16 protein-coding genes are annotated in these 19,325 nt (G+C 69.8%); 9 read left to right on the forward strand and 7 right to left on the reverse strand.

Annotated features, from left to right (window positions below; all coding sequences use genetic code 11):
• Positions 1–1,867: ATP-binding protein (locus ACFOGJ_RS09150; RefSeq protein WP_379899563.1), on the forward strand; the 1,867-nt coding region annotated here is incomplete at its 5' end.
• 165 nt (positions 1,868–2,032) lie between these two features.
• Complete coding sequence (recA, locus tag ACFOGJ_RS09155; protein WP_379899564.1) at positions 2,033–3,118, forward strand: recombinase RecA; 1,086 nt, start codon at positions 2,033–2,035, stop codon at positions 3,116–3,118.
• Positions 3,119–3,238: 120 nt separating this feature from the next.
• On the opposite strand, the gene ACFOGJ_RS09160 is transcribed toward recA, so the two are convergent.
• Positions 3,239–4,195, reverse strand: coding sequence for a LysR family transcriptional regulator (locus tag ACFOGJ_RS09160; RefSeq protein WP_379899565.1), 957 nt, complete (start codon positions 4,193–4,195; stop codon positions 3,239–3,241).
• A 148-nt stretch (positions 4,196–4,343) separates the two neighbouring features.
• On the opposite strand from ACFOGJ_RS09160, the gene ACFOGJ_RS09165 reads away from it, so the two are divergent.
• The 4 genes from ACFOGJ_RS09165 (at position 4,344) to ACFOGJ_RS09180 (ending at position 9,732) form a co-directional block, all read left to right on the forward strand.
• A complete protein-coding gene (locus ACFOGJ_RS09165) occupies positions 4,344–5,618 on the forward strand; it encodes an aromatic ring-hydroxylating oxygenase subunit alpha (protein ID WP_379899566.1) in 1,275 nt (424 codons plus the stop codon).
• A 249-nt stretch (positions 5,619–5,867) separates the two neighbouring features.
• Entirely contained in the window at positions 5,868–8,519 is a 2,652-nt protein-coding gene (gene alaS / locus ACFOGJ_RS09170) for an alanine--tRNA ligase (RefSeq protein ID WP_379899567.1), read from the forward strand.
• Positions 8,520–8,551: 32 nt separating this feature from the next.
• Positions 8,552–9,010: a DUF411 domain-containing protein gene (locus ACFOGJ_RS09175; protein WP_379899568.1), complete on the forward strand. Its 459-nt coding sequence runs from the start codon at positions 8,552–8,554 to the stop codon at positions 9,008–9,010.
• A 53-nt stretch (positions 9,011–9,063) separates the two neighbouring features.
• On the forward strand, positions 9,064–9,732 hold the full coding sequence (locus tag ACFOGJ_RS09180; RefSeq protein WP_379899569.1) for a class I SAM-dependent methyltransferase: 669 nt from the start codon (positions 9,064–9,066) through the stop codon (positions 9,730–9,732).
• Here the strand turns inward: ACFOGJ_RS09180 and ACFOGJ_RS09185 are convergent.
• The 4 genes from ACFOGJ_RS09185 to ACFOGJ_RS09200 all read right to left on the reverse strand — a co-directional run bounded on the left by ACFOGJ_RS09185 (position 9,696) and on the right by ACFOGJ_RS09200 (position 13,152).
• The gene (locus tag ACFOGJ_RS09185; RefSeq protein ID WP_379899570.1) at positions 9,696–10,484 is read right to left on the reverse strand and encodes an AraC family transcriptional regulator; all 789 of its coding nucleotides are present in this window, start codon (positions 10,482–10,484) and stop codon (positions 9,696–9,698) included. The two genes, ACFOGJ_RS09180 and ACFOGJ_RS09185, sit on opposite strands and share 37 nt — an antisense overlap.
• Positions 10,485–10,603: 119 nt before the next feature.
• On the reverse strand, positions 10,604–11,050 hold the full coding sequence (locus tag ACFOGJ_RS09190; RefSeq protein WP_379899571.1) for a DUF2000 domain-containing protein: 447 nt from the start codon (positions 11,048–11,050) through the stop codon (positions 10,604–10,606).
• 150 nt (positions 11,051–11,200) lie between these two features.
• A complete protein-coding gene (locus tag ACFOGJ_RS09195; RefSeq protein ID WP_379899572.1) occupies positions 11,201–12,415 on the reverse strand; it encodes an NADP-dependent isocitrate dehydrogenase in 1,215 nt (404 codons plus the stop codon).
• 182 nt (positions 12,416–12,597) lie between these two features.
• Positions 12,598–13,152, reverse strand: coding sequence for an LOG family protein (locus ACFOGJ_RS09200; RefSeq protein ID WP_379899573.1), 555 nt, complete (start codon positions 13,150–13,152; stop codon positions 12,598–12,600).
• 238 nt (positions 13,153–13,390) lie between these two features.
• On the opposite strand from ACFOGJ_RS09200, the gene ACFOGJ_RS09205 reads away from it, so the two are divergent.
• Positions 13,391–13,837: a c-type cytochrome gene (locus tag ACFOGJ_RS09205; protein WP_379899574.1), complete on the forward strand. Its 447-nt coding sequence runs from the start codon at positions 13,391–13,393 to the stop codon at positions 13,835–13,837.
• 91 nt (positions 13,838–13,928) lie between these two features.
• Here the strand turns inward: ACFOGJ_RS09205 and ACFOGJ_RS09210 are convergent, their stop codons facing one another.
• Complete coding sequence (locus ACFOGJ_RS09210) at positions 13,929–14,615, reverse strand: cytochrome b/b6 domain-containing protein (protein ID WP_379899575.1); 687 nt, start codon at positions 14,613–14,615, stop codon at positions 13,929–13,931.
• A 176-nt stretch (positions 14,616–14,791) separates the two neighbouring features.
• On the opposite strand from ACFOGJ_RS09210, the gene ACFOGJ_RS09215 reads away from it, so the two are divergent.
• Positions 14,792–16,735, forward strand: coding sequence for a LysM peptidoglycan-binding domain-containing protein (locus tag ACFOGJ_RS09215; protein WP_379899576.1), 1,944 nt, complete (start codon positions 14,792–14,794; stop codon positions 16,733–16,735).
• 19 nt (positions 16,736–16,754) lie between these two features.
• On the opposite strand, the gene ACFOGJ_RS09220 is transcribed toward ACFOGJ_RS09215, so the two are convergent.
• Entirely contained in the window at positions 16,755–17,159 is a 405-nt protein-coding gene (locus ACFOGJ_RS09220; RefSeq protein ID WP_379899577.1) for a hypothetical protein, read from the reverse strand.
• A 349-nt stretch (positions 17,160–17,508) separates the two neighbouring features.
• On the opposite strand from ACFOGJ_RS09220, the gene ACFOGJ_RS09225 reads away from it, so the two are divergent.
• On the forward strand, positions 17,509–19,323 hold the full coding sequence (locus ACFOGJ_RS09225; RefSeq protein ID WP_379899578.1) for an ABCB family ABC transporter ATP-binding protein/permease: 1,815 nt from the start codon (positions 17,509–17,511) through the stop codon (positions 19,321–19,323).
• Positions 19,324–19,325: the final 2 nt, after the last annotated feature.

The raw sequence follows: 19,325 nt of genomic DNA on the forward strand, positions 1-19,325 counted from the left end.
ACTGAACCGCCTGGCGGGTCTGGCGGGGGAAGTCGCCGCCATGCTTCCGGAGGCGGACCTGCGCCTGCTGGCCGCCGATCCGGACCACGCTGCCGGCGCAGGCGATGCCGCAGGCGCCGACGGCCAGGACAGGGAAGCGGCTGCGTTGCCGGCGCTGTGGCGGGCAGGCAGGACAGTGGCGGGTGCGCCGACATGGCGGGCGGTCGGGATGTCCGTCGGCCCCGGGCTGCCGCGCCTCTGGATCCAGCTGCGCGAGCACGGCGGCGCGGCGCTGCCGGGGGCAGGGACCGGCGGAGCGGGTTCCGGCGGCGCAGCCTCCGGCGGGCTGCTCCCCGCCGCCCTTGCCGGGCTGCCGGTCGGGGCCGTGCTGATCGACGGCGAAGGGACCGTGCTTGCGGCCAATGCGGCCTTTGCCGCCCTCTCCGGTCTGCAGAATGCGGAAGGCCGGGCGTTGGCCGATCTCGTGCCGGAGGCGGAGGGCGAGGCCCTGCGCCAGCTGCTCTCGCCAGCACCGGCGGCGCAGCAGGCTGCCGGCGCGGAGCCCGCCACCCTGCACTTTGCGGGAAGCCCGGACCGGTCGGTCCAGCTGATCGCCGGCCCTGGCGGCGATGCGGAACCGCAGCTGGTCCTGGCGCTGGACGTCACCGCGCAGAAGGGGGTGGAGCAGCAGGTCGCCCATGGCCAGAAGATGCAGGCGATCGGGCAGTTGGCCGGCGGCGTGGCGCATGACTTCAACAACCTGCTGACCGCGATGATCGGCTTCTGCGACCTGCTTCTGCAGCGCCATCCGCCGACCGACCAGTCCTTCGCCGACGTGCAGCAGATCAAGCAGAACGCGCTTCGTGCGGCCGGCCTTGTGCGCCAGCTGCTCGCCTTCTCCCGCCGCCAGACCCTGCGGCCGCGGCCGCTGGACGTCGGTGACGTGCTGGCGGACCTGCGCCACCTGATCAGCCGGCTGATCGGCGAACGGATCCGCCTGACCATCGTGCATGGGCGCAATCTCGGGATCGTCCGGGTCGACCGCGGCCAGCTGGAGCAGGTGATCATCAACCTGGCGGTGAATGCCCGCGACGCGATGCGCGACGGCGGCACCCTGTCGATCACCACTTCGGCGGAAGAGATCGCCGCCCCGCTGGACCGCGGCAGCGACCGGATCCCTCCGGGCCGCTATGTCCGCATCGACGTGGCCGATACCGGTACCGGCGTGCCGGCGGAACATGCCGATAAGATCTTCGACCCGTTCTTCACGACCAAGAAGCAGGGCGAGGGCACCGGCCTCGGCCTGTCCACGGTCTACGGCATCATCCGCCAGACCGGCGGCTTCGTCTTTCTCGGCCGCAACGGACCGGATGGCGCCACCTTCAGCATCCTGCTGCCGGAGGCCGTCCCCGAGGCCCGGGATGCCGGCGGCGCCGAGGGGGCGGAAGGGGTGGAGCGGCCCGCCCCGGCGCCGCGCGACCTGACGGGGCGGGAGACCCTGCTGCTGGTGGAGGATGAGGATGCGGTGCGCCTGTTCGCGGCGCGGTCGCTGCGCAACAAGGGCTATACGGTGATGGAGGCCGCCTCCGGCGAGGCGGCGCTGGAGCTGAGCCGTGCCTTCGCCGGGCCGATCCATGCCCTGGTGACCGATGTCGTGATGCCGAACATGGACGGTCCCACCCTGGCGCAGGAGGTGCTGCGGCAGCGGCCCGGGCTCGCCGTGGTGTTCATGTCCGGCTATGCGGAGGATGCGGTGCGCCAGACCCTGAGCGGCGGCGAACTGCCCTCCACCTTCCTGCAGAAGCCGTTCACCCTGAACGACCTGGCGGTCACCGTGCGGGCCGCGCTGGGCGGCGCCGAGTCGGCCCGCTGGCCCAGCAAGAGCTGATCACCGCCGCCGGGAGATGAGCGGGGGGCGGCTTTCCGTATCGCGAAAAGTCCTGTTGTGTTCCCGGAACGTTTGCAGTACATTTTTCTGTATCCGGTCGTTGGGTCACGCCGCCACGGTGACGGGTGCGCCGACCGGACGGCCATGGGATAGTGGGGCGGAACGATGTCTCAGACTTCTTTGCGGTTGATCGACGGGGGCGAAATGGACAAGAGCAAGGCGCTGGACGCCGCGCTGTCGCAGATCGAACGGGCCTTCGGAAAGGGCTCGATCATGCGGCTGGGCCAGCAGGACCGCGCGATCGACGTCGCCGCCGTGTCCACCGGTTCGCTCGGCCTCGACATCGCGCTTGGCATCGGCGGCCTGCCGAAGGGCCGGGTGATCGAGATCTACGGCCCGGAAAGTTCGGGCAAGACCACCCTGGCGCTGCACACGGTGGCAGAGGCCCAGAAGATCGGCGGCACCTGCGCCTTCGTCGACGCGGAGCATGCCCTCGATCCGTCCTATGCGCGCAAGCTGGGGGTGAAGGTCGACGACCTGCTGATCTCCCAGCCGGACACGGGCGAACAGGCGCTGGAGATCGCCGACACCCTGGTCCGCTCCGGTGCGGTCGACGTCGTGGTGATCGATTCCGTTGCCGCCCTGGTGCCGCGGGCGGAGCTGGAGGGCGAGATGGGCGATGCCCATGTCGGCCTGCAGGCCCGCCTGATGAGCCAGGCCCTGCGCAAGCTGACGGCGTCGATCTCGCGCACCAACTGCATGGTGATCTTCATCAACCAGATCCGCATGAAGATCGGCGTGATGTTCGGCAATCCGGAGACCACCACCGGCGGCAATGCGCTGAAGTTCTACGCGTCCGTGCGCCTGGACATCCGGCGCATCGGCGCGATCAAGAACCGGGACGAGGTGGTCGGCAACCAGACCCGGGTGAAGGTGGTGAAGAACAAGGTGGCGCCGCCGTTCAAGGTGGTCGAGTTCGACATCATGTACGGCGAGGGCGTGTCCAAGACCGGCGAGCTGCTGGATCTCGGCGTGAAGGCCGGCGTGGTGGAGAAGTCGGGCTCCTGGTTCTCCTTCGACAGCCAGCGGATCGGCCAGGGGCGGGAACAGGCAAAGACCTTCCTGAAGGAGAATGCCGAGATCGCGACCCAGATCGAGGCGGCGGTGCGGGAGAGTGCCGGACTGAACCCGGACTTCATGCCCATGGATGCCTCCGACGACAGCAGCGAGGACCAGGACGAGGCTGTCTGAGGCCGCGGTCAGGCCCGTCTCCCTTAAACGCGATCCCCAGAACACGATCCGCCGGGCCTCCGTCCGGCGGATCGGTTCGTTTCCGGCTACCGGCATCTGCCGGCCTCACCGCACTTCGCCTCAGCCGCCGGCGGCATTGTCCCGATCCAGGCTGCGAGACACCTGCTCGGCGAACTTCGCGGCGGCGACCGACAGCGACCGTCCCCGCAGCTGGCCCAGTGCGAGGGTGGCCGTTGCGGCATCGCGGCGGTCGACCTGCCGGAACACCAGGCCTGTCGCCGCCTGCTCCGGCAGGGGCGGCAGTCCGCTCATCACCTGGAAGCCGATCAGCGGTTCGCGCAGCAGGTAACTGCGGACGAACTCGAAAGAGTTCGAGGTCACCGCCACCTCCGCCTCCATGCCGGCCCGCCGCAGCGCGATCTCGAACAGATAGCGGCCGGCGGTGCTGCGGTCGGGCAGGATCAGCGGGTAGCGCAGGCAGTCGCGCAGGCGCACAGGGAGGTCCGGCCCAGGCTCTGTTTCCGCACCCGGCGCCGCCACCGCCCCGGCCAGCGGATGGCCTGCCGCCATCATCGCGCAGAGGGTCGGAGCGCTGGTGACCAGGGCCTGGAAGTCCTGCCCGGCCGGCGGCTGCAGGACCAGGGCCAGGTCGACCTCGTGGGCGTGCAGGGCGGCCACCGCCTCCCGATGGTCGATCACCCGGACCTCAAAGGACACCTGCGGGAACTGCTCGCGATAGCGGGCGATCTCGTGCGGGATGAAGTGATGCGCGAAGGCCTGGCTGCAGGCGATCGCCACATGGCCCCGCCGCATTCCCGAAAGGTCGGCGATCTGCGACCTCAACCGGTCGAAATCGGAGATCTGTTCCCGGATATGCCGCAGCAGCAGCTCGCCGGCGGCATTGGGTCGGACCCCGCCCGCCATCCGTTCGAAGATCTCCGTGCCCAGCTCCTGCTCGAAATCCTGGATCTTCCGGGTCAGGGCGGAGGGCGTGAGGTTCATCCGCTCGGCCGTCTTCCGGATCGAGCCCGTCTTCGCGACCTCTGAAATGTGCCGCAATGTCCGCAGATGCTTCATGTACCGCCCCGTCCCGACACCCGGCTGGTGAAATTGGTCCGTTGCGATTCTGGCACTGCGGTGTCCGAAAACCAGCACTATCTGGCATCGCCCGCCCTACCTAGCATCTGCACCAGGTCGCCAAGGAGCAGCGCAGAGAGGCAGAACCATGACCCTTGCACCCGACAGCCTGCACCCCGATGTCGCCGCGGTCCTGGACGGCCTGGCCGATAGCGCACAGCCGGTGGAGACGGCGCGGGTGCTGCCGCCGGAAGCCTATGGGTCGCCCGCCTTCCATGAGTTCGAGAAGGCGGCCGTGTTCCGCCGCTCCTGGCTCTGCGTCGGCCGGGTCCAGCAGCTGCCGGAGGCCGGCGACTATTTCGCCGTGACGATCGCAGACGAGCCGTTGCTGGTCGTCCGCGGCGACGACGGCGCCGTGCGGGCGATGAGCGCGCTGTGCCGGCACCGCGGACATCCGCTGAAGGAGAGCTGCAGCGGCAACGAGAAGCGCTTCGTCTGTCCGTACCATCGCTGGACCTATGGCCGCGACGGCAGCTTCGTCGGCGCGCCGCACATGAAGAAGGTGATCTCCCAGCGGGCACTGGCGGCGGAAAGCGCGCTGCCGCAGCTGAAGGTGGAGATCTGGCAGGGCTTCATCTTCGTGAACTTCGACGATGCGGCGGAGCCGCTGGCGCCGACCCTGACCAAGCTCGACCCGTATCTGGAGAACTACGACCTCGACGCCATGGTCACGATCCCGCCGCGCTTCGACCCGGAGCCGGGGCCGTGGAACTGGAAGATGCTGCTGGAGAACTATATCGAGCCCTATCACACCGAGTTCGTGCACCCGGTCATCCACGACTTCGCGCCCTCCACAGGGGTGCAGTTCGATCCCTGGTCCGACGGCGACAATGTGATCGTCCGCAGCGTGCCGTTCCGGGCCGCCGATGGCGGCCTGACCGAGCATGGCTGGGCGGCGCCGGCCGCCTTCCCGGTGATCGAGGGGCTGAACGAGACGCAGCGCAACCGGGTCGGTTTCGGCATGATCCCGCCGACGATGAACATTATCTTCACCCCGGACATGCTGTGTTATGGCCTGGTCTACCCGGCGGGGCCGACCGGCTTCACCGTCGGCGGCGGGCTGTTCACCGCCGGTGGCTGGTGCGTGCCGAAGGCGACGGCCGGGCTGCCGGACTTCGACGCGCGCGCGGCGCGGCTGATGGAAGGCTCCCGCCAGCTGGGCGCGCAGGACACAACCGTCAACCTGGCGATGCAGCGCGCCAAAGCCTCCGTTTTCGCCCCGCGCGGGCGCTACAGCCACCTGGAGGAGACCCTGAGCCAGTTCAACCGCTGGCTGGCGGTGAAGTACCGGGCAGAGGCCGGCCGCCGGGGCTGGTCGGCGCCGGTGCCCGGGATGCCGGCCGGGGTGGCGGCCGGCGACTGATCCGCGGCCGGCCGCGGCTGGGGCGGCCGCGCCGAACTGCCCCTCATGGACTTGTCGGAAGGGCGGGGCTAACTATGTGCGCTTGCGACGTGCCGGCATTTCCGGCTGCGCGTCGACGGCCGCCCGGACAAGCGTATTTGCCGGCCGGATACCGGTTCCACACAGTCAGCCCGTGGCGGTCGCCCGGCGCCAGGCTGCCCCGCGCCGGCGGGTGCGGCCGGGATGGCCGGACCCGCCGAAAGAGACGCCATGCCCAGTACCAACGAGATCCGCCAGACCTTCCTGGACAGCTTTGCCCGTCACGGTCACGAGGTCGTGCCCTCCAGCCCGCTGGTGCCACGCAACGACCCGACCCTGCTGTTCACCAATGCCGGCATGGTGCAGTTCAAGAACGTCTTCACCGGCGCCGAGCAGCGGCCCTACAGCCGGGCCGCAACCTCGCAGAAATGCGTGCGGGCCGGCGGCAAGCACAACGACCTGGACAATGTCGGCTATACGGCCCGGCACCACACCTTCTTCGAGATGCTGGGCAACTTCTCCTTCGGCGACTATTTCAAGGAACTGGCGATCGAGCTGGCCTGGAACCTGGTCACCGGCGAGTACGGGGTCGACAAGGACCGGCTGCTGGTCACCGTGTTCCACGAGGACCAGGAGGCCTTCGACCTCTGGCGCAAGATCGCCGGCCTGCCGGAGGAGCGGATCATCCGCATCGCCACCTCCGACAATTTCTGGTCGATGGGCGATACCGGCCCCTGCGGGCCCTGTTCGGAGATCTTCTACGACCACGGACCGGAGATCCCCGGCGGCCCGCCGGGTTCCCCGGACGAGGATGGCGACCGCTTCATCGAGATCTGGAACCTGGTCTTCATGCAGTTCGAGCAGCGCGCGCCCGACGACCGGATCGCGCTGCCGAAGCCGTCGATCGACACCGGCATGGGGCTGGAGCGGATCGCCGCGCTGCTGCAGGGCAAGCACGACAATTACGACATCGACCTGCTGCGGCATCTGATCCTGGCCTCGGCTGAGGCATCGGGCACCGAACCGGACGGGCCGCACAAGGTCAGCCACCGGGTGATCGCGGACCATCTGCGGGCCTCCTGCTTCCTGATCGCCGACGGCGTGCTGCCGTCGAACGAGGGGCGGGGCTATGTGCTGCGCCGGATCATGCGCCGCGCGATGCGGCATGCGCACCTGATGGGCTGCGAGGATCCGCTGATGTGGCGGCTGGTGCCGGCGCTGATCGGCGAGATGGGGCGCGCCTTCCCGGAACTGGGGCGGGCGGAGGTGCTGATCACCCAGACCCTGGAACTGGAGGAGAAGCGCTTCAAGCAGACCCTGGACCGCGGCCTGCGGCTGCTTGACGACGAGGTGCAGAAGCTCGGTTCGGGGGAGGTGCTGCCGGGCGAGGTCGCCTTCAAGCTCTATGACACCTACGGCTTTCCCGTCGACCTGACCCAGGACGCCCTGCGCAGCGAAGGCCGCGGCGTGGACATGGCGGGTTTCCAGGCGGCGATGGAGCGGCAGCGGCAGGAGGCCCGCAAGGCATGGGCCGGTTCCGGCGAGGCCGCGACCGAGGCGCTCTGGTTCGACCTGCGCGACCGGATCGGGGCGACGGAGTTCCTGGGCTATGACGTCGATGCGGCGGAAGGCATCGTGAAGGCCCTGATCCGCGACGGTGCGGAGGTCGAGGCGCTGCAGGCGGGCGAGGAGGGCGCGGTGATCGCCAACCAGACCCCGTTCTACGGCGAGTCCGGCGGCCAGATGGGCGATACCGGCACATTGCTTACGGCAGGTGGTGCCGAGTTCATCGTGACCGACACCCAGAAGCTGGCGGGCGACCTGCATGTCCATTTCGGCCGCCTGGCCAAGGGCAGCCTGAAGGATGGCGAAGTGCTGCAGATGCGGGTCGATGGCGGCCGGCGCTCCGGCCTGCGCTCGCACCATTCCGCCACCCATCTGCTGCATCGCGCGCTGCGCAACCGGCTGGGCGACCATGTCGCGCAGAAGGGCTCGCTGGTGGCGCCCGACCGCCTGCGCTTCGACATCAGCCACCCGGTGGCGATCGCCGCCGGCGACCTGGCCCAGGTGGAGGAGGATGTGAACCGTCAGATCCTGGCCAACCGCGATGTGCAGACGAAGCTGATGACCCCCGACGATGCCATCGAGGCGGGCGCGATGGCTTTGTTCGGCGAGAAATACGGCGACGAGGTCCGCGTGGTCTCGATGGGGGCGGAGGACGAGACGGCGGCGCCCTATTCTGTGGAACTCTGCGGCGGCACCCATGTGCGCCGGACCGGCGATATCGGCCTGTTCAAGATCCTGGGCGAGAGCGCGGTCGGCGCCGGCGTCCGCCGCATCGAGGCGGTGACGGGAGAAGCCGCGCGCCGCTGGTACGCGGCACGCGACGCGGCGCTGGCGGAGACCGCTGCCGCGCTGCGGGCGCCGGCTGAGGAAGTGCCGTCCCGCGTTGCGCGCCTGCTGGAGGAGACCCGCGCCATGGAGCGGGAGATTGCCAGCCTGCGGCGCAAGCTCGCCACCGGCGAGGGCGGCACCGACCGGCGCGAGGTCGCCGGTGTCACCCTGGCGGCGAAGCGGCTGGAGGAGGTGCCGGCAAAGGACCTGCGCGGCATGGCTGACGACATCAAGCGGCAGATCGGCACCGGCGTGGTGGCGCTGGCCGCCGACAATGACGGCAAGGTGGCGCTGGTGGTGGCGGTCACCGACGACCTGACGGGGCGCCTCTCCGCGGTCGACCTGGTGCGCGCAGGCGCCGCAGCGGTCGGCGGCTCCGGCGGCGGCGGACGGCCGAACTTCGCCCAGGCCGGCGGCCAGGATGCCGGCCAGATCGACGCGGCCTTCGCCGCCGTGGAAGAGGCGATGAAGGCGGGGCTGGCGGCGTGAAAGGGCAAGGGGCCGTGCGCGGCGGCGCCCCGATGCGGCGCCGCCGGTTCCTGATGCTGGCCGGCGCGGTCGCGACCCTGCCGGCGGCATGGCTGTCGTTCCCCGCACCGTCCAGTGCCGGCATGCCTGTCCTGGAGGTGTACAAGACCCCGTGGTGCGGCTGCTGCGGCGCCTGGGTCGAGCATATGCGCATGGCCGGGTTTGCCTCGCGGGTCACCGAGCAGGAGGACCTGCAGCCGCTGAAGGCGCGGCTCGGCGTTCCGCCGGCGCTGCAGTCGTGCCACACCGCGCTTGCCGACGGCTATGTCGTCGAGGGCCATGTGCCGGCCGCGGATGTCGCGCGGCTGTTGCGGCTGCGGCCCGACGCCTTCGGCCTCGCGGTGCCGGGCATGCCGATCGGCTCGCCCGGCATGGAGACCGGTGCTCCGGCGCAGCGCTACGACGTCATCCTGTTCTCCGCGCGGGGGGAGGAAGTCTTCGCCCGCCATTGACGGCGCGCTGCCCCTGCCGCCGTTTTGGGTCCAAACTCTGCAGGGGGGACGCGATGAGCGAAGAGAGTGGCAAAGAGGATCCGCGCCGCGACCACTGGCGGCGGGTCTGGCGACAGAAGCAGCCGCAGCAGACGAGCTGGTACCAGGCGGAGCCGGAGATCTCCCTGGCCCTGATCGACGCCGCTGCACCGGCCCTCGACCGGCCGGTGATCGATATCGGCGGCGGCGCCTCGCTGCTGGTGGATGCGCTGCTGGCCCGCGGCCATGGCGATGTCACCGTGCTCGACATCGCGCCGGAGGCGTTTGACCATGCCCGTGCCAGGCTCGGCGCCGCGGCGGCCCGGGTGCAGTGGATCAGTGCCGATATCACGACCTGGCAGCCGTCGCGGCGCTATGCGCTCTGGCACGACCGGGCGGTGTTCCACTTCCTGACCGGTGCTGCCGACCAGGCCGCCTATGGCCGTGCCCTTGAGGCCGGTCTGGCGGCGGATGGTCAGGCGGTGATCGCAACTTTCGCATCCGACGGACCGGAGAAATGCTCCGGCCTGCCGGTGCGCCGTCACGATCCGGCCTCTCTGGTCGCCGCCCTGGGCGGCGGCCTGGAGGTGCTGGAGGTCCGGCGGGAGGCGCATCCCACGCCAGCCGGCATGCGGCAGTCCTTCCTCTGGTGCCGGCTTGCCCGGGCTCAGGACAGGGAGGGTGCCTGCCAGGCGGTCCGGTAGGCCCCCGGCGTGACGCCGAGGCTGCGCCGGAAGCTGCGCGTGAGATGGGCCTGGTCGGCATAGCCGCATGAAGCCGCGATGTCGCCCAGCGGCCGGCCGGCACGGATCATGGCGGTGGCGCGCCGCAGCCGGATCTGCCGCTGGTAGCCGTGCGGCGTCAGTCCGACCTGCCGCTCGAAGGCGCGGAACAGGCGGAAGGGCGGCAGCCCGGCGGCTGCGGCTACCTCCGCCAGGCGCACCCGGTCGTCGAGGCGGCTCTCCAGATAGTCGCGGGCGGCACGGATCGCAGCGTCCTCCCGACCGGGCACCGGCGGGCGCAGCGGCCCGCAGGCATGACGGGCGAGGAGGCGGGCGGCGAAGCAGGCGAATTGTTCCGCCTGCCAGAGGCGTGAGCGGCCGTCTTCCGAGCCACGATGCAGACCGGCGAAGATCCGGGTCACCTGCGGGTCCCGGATGATCGGCCCGGCCAGTCCGGCCAGCCGTCCATCGGCGCACTCCAGTACCGTCTGCATCGCGGCGATGTCGACATAGAGGGTGCGCAGCCGCCAGCCATCGCCATCGACCGGCCAGCCGGCATGCGGTTCCTCCGCATCGATGGCGTAGAGGTCGCCGGCGCGCGCTGTGAACTCGCGGCCGCGCATCCGGATCCGGATTGCCCCGCGGGTGATCAGCGCCAGGCAGGCACGGTCGTGCGTATGCGGATCGTATGCATAGCCGGCGAAACTTCCCCGCAGCAGCTCTGCATCGCCCATTTCAGGAGCGCGCCAGATCCTGGCCTGGACCCTTCCGGTCTGCCGCGTCATATCGCCGGCCGCATCGCCCAGTCCCTCCGCCCAGTCCCTCCGAACGGTCCCGCCGCCCGTCATCGCCTTCAGCTCAGCAGCGGCAGCCGGCCGACGACCTTGGCGACCGCGTTGCGCGGGCCGTAAAGGGCAAGCCCGAGATATGAGAGCCGGTCCGCCGGCACCGCGCGGAGCATGGCGCCGAAGGCGTCATAATCCGTGGTCTCCTGCCCCTGCACGGGAAAGTCTACCAGGTCGAGGTCGCGCGCCAGTGCGCTCTCGCGCAGACCCGGCAGCGCATCGCCTGGGGCCCCGAGAACGGCGATGCCGATCGGGATCAGACCCGGATGCTGCTGTCCGGACCCGTCGAGCAGTGGGGCGCCGGGCAGCCCGGGATGCCGGGCGCCCAGGGTCAGGGCCAGTACCGCGGCGGCATTCGCGGCGCGGCCGGACGGCAGGTCGCGATCGACGACGATGGCGCAGCGCATCGGCCGGACGACGGCGTCATCATCGGGCAGGCGTGTTTCAGCGGGCATGTGCGGTCCTCCGGCTGGATTGGACCGGCAATCCTGCTGCCGCCGCATCGTCCTGTCTTGAACCCTGTTGCAGGGCCGGGCCCGAAACGAAACGGGCGGGCCCTCGGCCGAGGGCCCGCCCGCCTGTTTCCGGCGATGCCGGATCGAGGGTCAGTCCAGCGCCTTCTGCAGGCCCTGGTCCAGCTTGTCGAGGAACTGCTGGGTGGTCAGCCACTTCTGGTCGGGGCTGATCAGCAGCGCCAGGTCCTTGGTCATGAAGCCCGCCTCGATGGTGGAGACGCAGACCTTCTCCAGGGTCTCGGCGAAGACCTTCAGGCGGTCATTGCCGTCCAGCTTGGCGCGATGCTCCAGGCCGCGGGTCCAGGCGAAGATCGACGCGATCGGGTTGGTGGAGGTCGGGTTGCCCTTCTGGTGCTCGCGATAATGGCGGGTCACCGTACCGTGCGCGGCCTCGGCCTCGACCGTGCGGCCGTCCGGCGACATCAGCACGGAAGTCATCAGACCCAGCGAGCCGAAGCCCTGCGCCACGGTGTCGGACTGCACGTCGCCGTCGTAGTTCTTGCAGGCCCAGACGAACTTGCCGTTCCACTTCAGGGCGCAGGCGACCATGTCGTCGATCAGGCGATGCTCGTAGGTGATGTTCTTCGCCTTGAACTTGTCGGCGAACTCCGCGTCGTAGACCTCCTGGAACAGGTCCTTGAAGCGGCCGTCATAGGCCTTCAGGATCGTGTTCTTGGTGGACATGTAGAGCGGCCAGCCGCGGTCGAGCGCGAAGTTCATGCTGGCGCGGGCGAAGTCCCGGATCGAGCCGTCCAGGTTGTACATGGCCATCGCCACGCCGGATTCCGGGAAGTCGAAGACCTCGTGCTCGATCGGCTCGCCGCCGCCCTCGGGCACGAACTTGATGGTCAGCTTGCCCTTGCCCGGGATCTTGAAGTCGGTGGCGCGGTACTGGTCGCCGAAGGCATGGCGGCCAATCACGATCGGGTCGGTCCAGTGCGGCACCAGGCGCGGCACGTTGGAGCAGATGATCGGCTCGCGGAACACGGTGCCGCCCAGGATGTTGCGGATCGTGCCGTTCGGCGACCGCCACATCTTCTTCAGGCCGAATTCCTCCACCCGCTGCTCGTCCGGGGTGATGGTGGCGCATTTCACGCCGACGCCATGCTTCCTGATCGCCTCGGCGGCATCGATGGTGATCTGGTCGTCGGTCTTGTCGCGGGCCTCGATCCCCAGGTCGTAGTACAGCAGCTCGACGTCCAGATAGGGGAGGATCAGCTTCTCCTTGATGAACTGCCAGATGATGCGGGTCATCTCGTCGCCATCGAGTTCGACGACGGGATTCTCAACCTTGATCTTGCTCATGCTCCCCTCGGTGCTGAATTGGAACCGGTGCGGTGCGACGGCCGTGGCCCGGCAATGCGGCCCGCCGTTGCAGTCGTATGTCGCGGCGGCTTATAGCATCGGCACCTGCCGGCGGAAAACCGACCAGGACGGGAATCCCTCCGCCGGCCGGGGATGCCGCCTTCCGCCGCCCTGGCCCGGGGCTATTTTTCTGCGCCGAGCGCGGCCAGGACCGCATTCGCATCCGGGGCGAAGGACAGGTAGCCGTGCACTGCCTCGCCGGCGAAGCCGGCTTGCACGATATGGTCCAGCATGTCGGCCAGCGGGCGCCAATAGCCCTCGCGGTCGAGGACGACGATCGGCTTGTCATGCAGTCCCAGATGCCGCCAGGTCAGGATCTCGAATCCCTCGTCCAGGCTGCCGATGCCGCCCGGCAGCAGGACGAAGGCGTCGGACAGCGCGTACATGCGCTCCTTCCGCTGGTGCATGGTCTCCACCACCTCCAGGGTGGAGAGGCCCGGGTGACCGACCTCGATCTCTTCCAGGATGCGGGGAATGACGCCGATCGCCGTGCCGCCGCCGGCCATCACCGCGTCGGCGATGACGCCCATCAGGCCCACCCGGCCGCCGCCATAGATCAGGGTCATGCCGTTGCGCGCCAGGCCGGCGCCCAGCGCGCGCGCGGCCTCGGCATGGCCCGGGTCATGGCCGGTGCGGGATCCGCAGAACACGCAGACGGTGCGGATGTCGGAAGGCAAGGCGTTCTCCTGGACTGGGAAAGAGGCGACCGGGAAAGCGTTGACATAGACAGGGGCGGGGGACGGCGTCCAGACCTCATTCGCCGCCGCACACGTTCGCGTGACCGGCGGGGGGCCCGCTTGCCCCGCTGCAGCTGCCCGCTGCCTAATCGCGGCGGGCCGCAGAAGCCCAGGGGCGATGTCGCTGGAGCGGACCCGCATTCCGGTGCGGGCCGGAACTGAACGCAAGGAGCCGGGAATGGGGCGCAGGACGGGAATCTTCGGGCATGTCGCGGCGATTGCCGCCGCCGCGGCGATGGTCGCCGCCAGCGGGGGGGCGATGGCCGACGTGCTCGCGGAGCGCGAGGCCGGGTTCAAGCAGAACCTGAAGAACATGAAGGCGATGGCGGCTTCGCTGAAGGCGGGCGAGGTCAAGGCCATGCAGGCGCCGGCGGAGGAGATCGCGGCCTATGCCGCGAAGATCCCGGACCTGTTCCCGGCCGGCTCCGGCGAGGGCGATACCGAAGCGTTGCCGACGATCTGGCAGGACTGGGACGATTTCACCGCCAAGGCGAAGGCCAATGGCGACGCGGCGATGGTGCTCGCCAAAGCGGCGGCAGGCGGCGATGCGGCGGAAGCGGGTGCGGCACTGAAGGCACTGGGCGGCACCTGCGGTGCCTGCCACGACAAGTTCCGCAAGGAGTGACCCTGGCGGCCGGCAGCCCCGCCCGCGGCGGACAGGGGGTGCCGGCCCCATATCCGCAAGGGCCGGCCCCCGTTGCGGAATGCCGCGGCGGTCAGAACGGCTGCAAGGCGTCCAGGACGAGCGCGGTCGCCGCCGTCACGACGATCAGCACGGCCAGGCCCAGCCAGGCCGGGACGAAATGCTTCTCGCGGCGGTCCGCGGTACCGTCGGCCGGCCATGAGGCTCGCCCGGTGAGCATCGGCAGGATCAGGTTGTCCCGCTTGACGATCCAGTAGAGCAGGACGGCGAGGATGTGCACGATGGCGAGCGCCAGCAGCAGGTTGAACAGCAGGTGGTGCAGACTGGTGAGGGTCTTGGCGAGGCCCTCCGGCGCGAACTGACGCAGCGGCCCCTCGAACAGGATGTCGTCGCTGGCGAACAGGCCTGTGACGACCTGGGCCGTCACGATCAGAAGCAGCAGCGCCACCATGGCGCCGCCTGCCGGGTTGTGGCCCTGCCAATGTCCGGTACTGCCCTGCAGCACACCCTTCAGATAGCGCAGGATCGCGCCCGGCCCGCGAACGAAATCGGCGAACCGTGACGTCCGGCTGCCCGCGAAGCCCCAGAGCAGGCGGAACAGCAGCAGCCCGGCAAGCAGATAGCCGCTCAGGGCATGGATCTCCCACGCCTCGTTCTCACCGGAGATCCAGGAGACGACCAGCAGGACCGCCATCGCCCAGTGGAAGAGCCGGGTGGCAGGGTCCCAGATGCGGATCCGGGCGGTCGGGCGATCGTCCATCCATGCCTCTCGACGCGGCAGTGCCGGCAAACCGTTGGGCTGCTTTCGAAAAATCCTGAACTGAATGATAATGCCGATGCAACGAAACCGGCACCTGCCGCCTGCGCCCGGGCCCGCATGCGGTTGCCGCATATGGTTTGCGTGGCGGGATCCTTCTTCCGACCGGAGTGTGTTGAGTGAATCGCAGTCGCGTCATCATTGCTGTCGGGATCGTGGTCCTGATCCTGATCGGCCTGTTCGCATGGCTGGGCGGCGACGATCCGGCCGAATCCCCGGTTGCCGGACGGCCACAGGAAGCGGGCCAGGACAGCACGACCGCCGCATCGTCAGACACGGCTTCTCCGGCAGAGACGGGTGCTGCCACCGGAACCACGACCGACGGCCAGGTAGGGACGGACGTTGACGGCGAGAGCGGTGGCGAAGGCCGCGAAGCCGCCGAGGCTGCACCTGACGAGACGGCCGCGCCCCAGGCCGCGGCCGTCGAGAGCGGCGGCGAGACGACGGCAGCGCGGCCGGTGGCCACGTCGCCGGAGACCAACGGTCCGGAGTCCGCTGGACCTGAGAGCGCGACGAATAGCGGTAATGCCTCCGACAGGTCGGCGACGGCGAGCACCGCCGATGACAGCGGGATCGCCAGCCGGGCCCCGTCTTCGGGCGCGGATGCGGCCTCCGGGCAGGTGGCCGAGGTGACCGAGGCGCCGGATGCGGGCACCCGCCCGGCCGCGGCGGACGCAGGCGGCGACGGCTCCACCGGGGGCATGGGCTCGGGGACGGTCGCTGAAATGCAGCCGCCGCGGCGCGATGCGCCCGCGGAGCAGGCGCAGTCCACCACACAGCCGGCGGAGGAAACGCCGGCATCCGGTACCACGGCCGTGCCGAAGCCGGAGGCGGACGAACAGCCGGCGGCCGGGGAGCGCGAGGTCGCAGCCCTGCCGCCGGAGCGGACGGCGCCGGAGCGGCAGTCTCCCGACCGGCAGCCGGCCGCTCAGCAATCCGCCGGTCAGCAATCGGCAGGGCAGCAATCGGCAGGGCAGCAATCGGCGGGACAGCAATCGGCGGGGCAGCCGCCGCCGACGGCCGATGAGCCGCGCGCCGGCGATGACCGCCCGTCCGGGAGCCGCGATGCGCGTGACGATGCAGGACGCCCTGCCGGCGAGACGCCGGAACAGACGACCGCCCTGGAGCATCGGACCCGCGAAGGAACAGGAAGCGCGACTTCCGATACGTCCGGCACACGCGCCGGCCCGTCCGACCAAGTCAGCGGGGCGGTAGGGGCACCGCTCCCCAGCTTCGACATCGTACGGATCAGCCAGGACTGCCGCGCCGTGATTGCCGGCCGGGCGATGCCGCGTGCCGTGGTCGAGGTCAGCCTGGGGGAGGACCTGCTGGGTCAGGTGACAGCGGACCGCCGCGGCGAATGGGTGCTGATCCCGGACCAGCCGCTGCGCCCGGGGCCGGGGGAGATGCGCCTGTCGGTCACGCCGCAGGACGGCCCGTCGGTGACCGGGCGCGAAGGCGTGATCGTGTCGGTGCCCGATTGCGGCGGCGGCGAGGGCGAGGGGCAGGAGATCATCGCGGTCCGGACGGACGACCGGGACAGCCGGCCGAGCCGGGTCCTGCAACTGCCCGGCATGAGCGGCCCGGGCGGCGACCTGCGGCTGGATGCCGTCGACTATGACGAGGCCGGCAAGCTGATCCTGTCCGGCCGTGCGGAACCGTCGACCCGGGTCAACATCTACGCCAACAACGCGCCGGTCGGACAGGTCCGTACCGACGATGAGGGGCGCTGGTCCCTGCTGGTCGACGATAAGGTGCCTCTGGGCCCGCAGACCCTGCGGCTGGACCAGGTGGGCGCGCGCGGGACGGTGAAGTCGCGGGTGGAGTTTCCATTCAGCCGGGCCAGTTTCAGCGACCTGGACCTGAACGACCGCAACGTGATCGTGCAGCCCGGCAACAGCCTCTGGCGGATCGCCCGCCGGGTCTATGGCGAGGGCCTGCGCTATACGGTGATCTACAAGGCGAATGCGGAGCAGATCCGGGATCCGGACCTGATCTATCCGGGCCAGATCTTCAGCCTGCCCGGCGAGGGCGGGGAGGGAGAGGCCGCCAGCCGCGGCTAGGGGCTGCCCTGCCGTCCAGTCAGACAGCCCCGGTGCGGACCTCGTCCACCAGGCGCGCCATCGGCCGGGCGTCCAGCAGCATCACCACCGTCTTCGCCAGGATCGCCTCCGCGCTGAGCGGCCCATCGAAGGGCTTGCGCAGGATCAGGGTCAGCCGGCCGCGGTGAAGGGCGAGCTTGCGGTCGTCGCTGCGGCTCTGCCAGCGCAGCAGGTCCTTCAGGCGGCCGCGCTGTTCGGATGCCTCGGAGGTGAAGGGCAGGGGGCCCAGATCGGCGAAGGCGGTCAGGTGCATGTCGTCGTCCTGGCCGTCGCAGCGCACGCGGACGGAGCGGCCGTGCCAGGCAAAGGTGAAGACCGTCGGCAGGCCAAGCCGCAGGCCGGCCAGCCTGTCTTCGGTATCCTCCAGGATGTTCTTTTGGGTCATGGCACGTCCGCTTGCGCAGGACCGCCCTCCATTGGCGGCCTTTCCGATCGACTGGACTATATCGAGGAGTCCGTTTGCGAAATCCTAACGGCGCACGCACCCTTGTTCCGAGAGCCGTCATGTATCATTCCGAGACAAACTGCCAGCGCCGATCGGCTGCACCCGTTCGTCCTTCCGACAGGGGATGTGCGTGAAGGGACGGGAGGACGGACCGGCTGACCGGTGGCGCGCCACTTCCGGTACAGGGGGAACGCAGGAGACCGGGCCAGGGGAAGCGGGTCTGCAGGACGGACCGGCGCGGGAGGCGGACGGCGAGTCCCCTGCGACGCCCCGCAGTCTGCGGGAGACGGTGGGCCGCCTGGGCCACTATCTCTGGCCGGCCGGCCGGCCCGACCTGAAGCGCAGGGTCGTCGTCGCGGTCGTCAGCCTGGCGGCGGCGAAGCTGGCGACCGTGATCATGCCGATCTTCTACGGTCGTGCGGTCGACGCCCTGTCGCCGGGAAGCCTGTCGGCGGACGGCGACGCGGCCAAGGCGGTCGCCCTGCCGCTCGGCGTGATCCTGGCCTATGCGCTGGCCCGGTTCGGCATGCAGGGCTTTGCGCAGCTGCGGGACTTCGTCTTCGCACGGGTCGCCCAGTCGGCGGTGCGCCAGAGCGCGGTCGATGCCTTCCGTCACCTGCATGCCCTGTCGCTGCGCTTCCACCTGGAGCGCCGCACCGGCGGCCTGAGCCGGGTGATCGAACGCGGCACCAAGGGCATGGAGTTCGTCCTGACTTTCATGCTGTTCAACATCGTGCCGACCCTGCTGGAGATCGCCCTGGTGGTGGTGATCCTGGCGGAGATGTTCGACATCTGGTTCGCGGTGATCACCCTCGCCTCGGTCCTGGGCTTCGTCGGCTTCACCCTGACGGCGACGGAATGGCGTCTGAAGTTCCGCCGCTCGATGAACGAACGCGACACGGAAGCGAATACCCGTGCGGTGGACTCCCTGCTGAACTACGAGACGGTGAAGTACTTCGCCAACGAGAAGCTGGAGATCGACCGCTACGAAGGCGCGATGCGCGCCTATTCGCGCGCCGCGGTGGCCAGCCGCGGCAGCCTCGCCGCGCTCAATGCCGGTCAGGCCGCGATCATCGCCGCAGGCCTGGGCGGCGTGATGCTGCTGGCGGCGCTGGGGGTGATGCGGGGCAACCTGACCATCGGCGAGTTCGTGGCGGCGAACACCTACCTGATGCAGCTGTTCATGCCGCTGAACTTCCTGGGCTTCGCCTATCGCGAGATCAAGCAGGGGCTGGTCGACATGGAGCGCATGTTCGACCTGATCGATACCCCACCGGAGGTCCGCGACGCGGCCCAGGCGGTGCCCCTGCAGGTGACCGACGGGGCGGTGGCGTTCCGGGACGTGGATTTCGCCTACGACCCCCGGCGGCCGGTGCTGTGCGGCGTCAGCTTCGAGGTGCCGGCCGGCCGCAAGATGGCGATCGTCGGGCCGTCGGGCGCCGGCAAGTCGACGATCACGCGCCTGCTCTACCGCTTCTACGATATCGGCAGCGGCCGGGTGGAGATCGACGGCCAGGACATCGCGACCGTGACCCAGGACAGCCTGCGCCGGGCGATCGGGATCGTCCCGCAGGACACCGTGCTGTTCAACGACAGCATCGGCTACAACATCCGCTACGGCCGTCCCGAGGCCAGCGACGCAGAGGTCGAGGCGGCGGCGCGGGCGGCGCAGATCCACGACTTCGTTGCCGGCCTGCCGGACGGCTATGACACCCTGGTGGGGGAGCGCGGGCTGAAACTCTCCGGCGGCGAAAAGCAGCGGGTGGCGATCGCCCGGGCGCTGCTGAAGGATCCGCCGGTGATGGTGTTCGACGAGGCGACCTCCGCGCTGGACAGCGAAACCGAGAAGCAGATCCAGTCCAGCCTGGACCGGGTGGCGGCGCGGCGCACCACCCTGGTGATCGCCCATCGCCTGTCGACGGTGGTGGATGCCGACGAGATCCTGGTGCTGATCGACGGCCGCATCGCCGAGCGCGGCCGCCATGCGGACCTGCTGTCCCAGGGTGGCGCCTATGCCGCCCTCTGGGCCCGGCAGCAGCGCGACCCGGCGGCGGAGGAGACCGCGGCACCGGGGCAGGAGGCCAGCGCGGCCGCCAGCAGCTGAGC

Origin of the sequence: Marinibaculum pumilum, assembly GCF_042646425.1 — a bacterium.
Classification (GTDB): domain Bacteria; phylum Pseudomonadota; class Alphaproteobacteria; order Ferrovibrionales; family Ferrovibrionaceae; genus Marinibaculum; species Marinibaculum pumilum.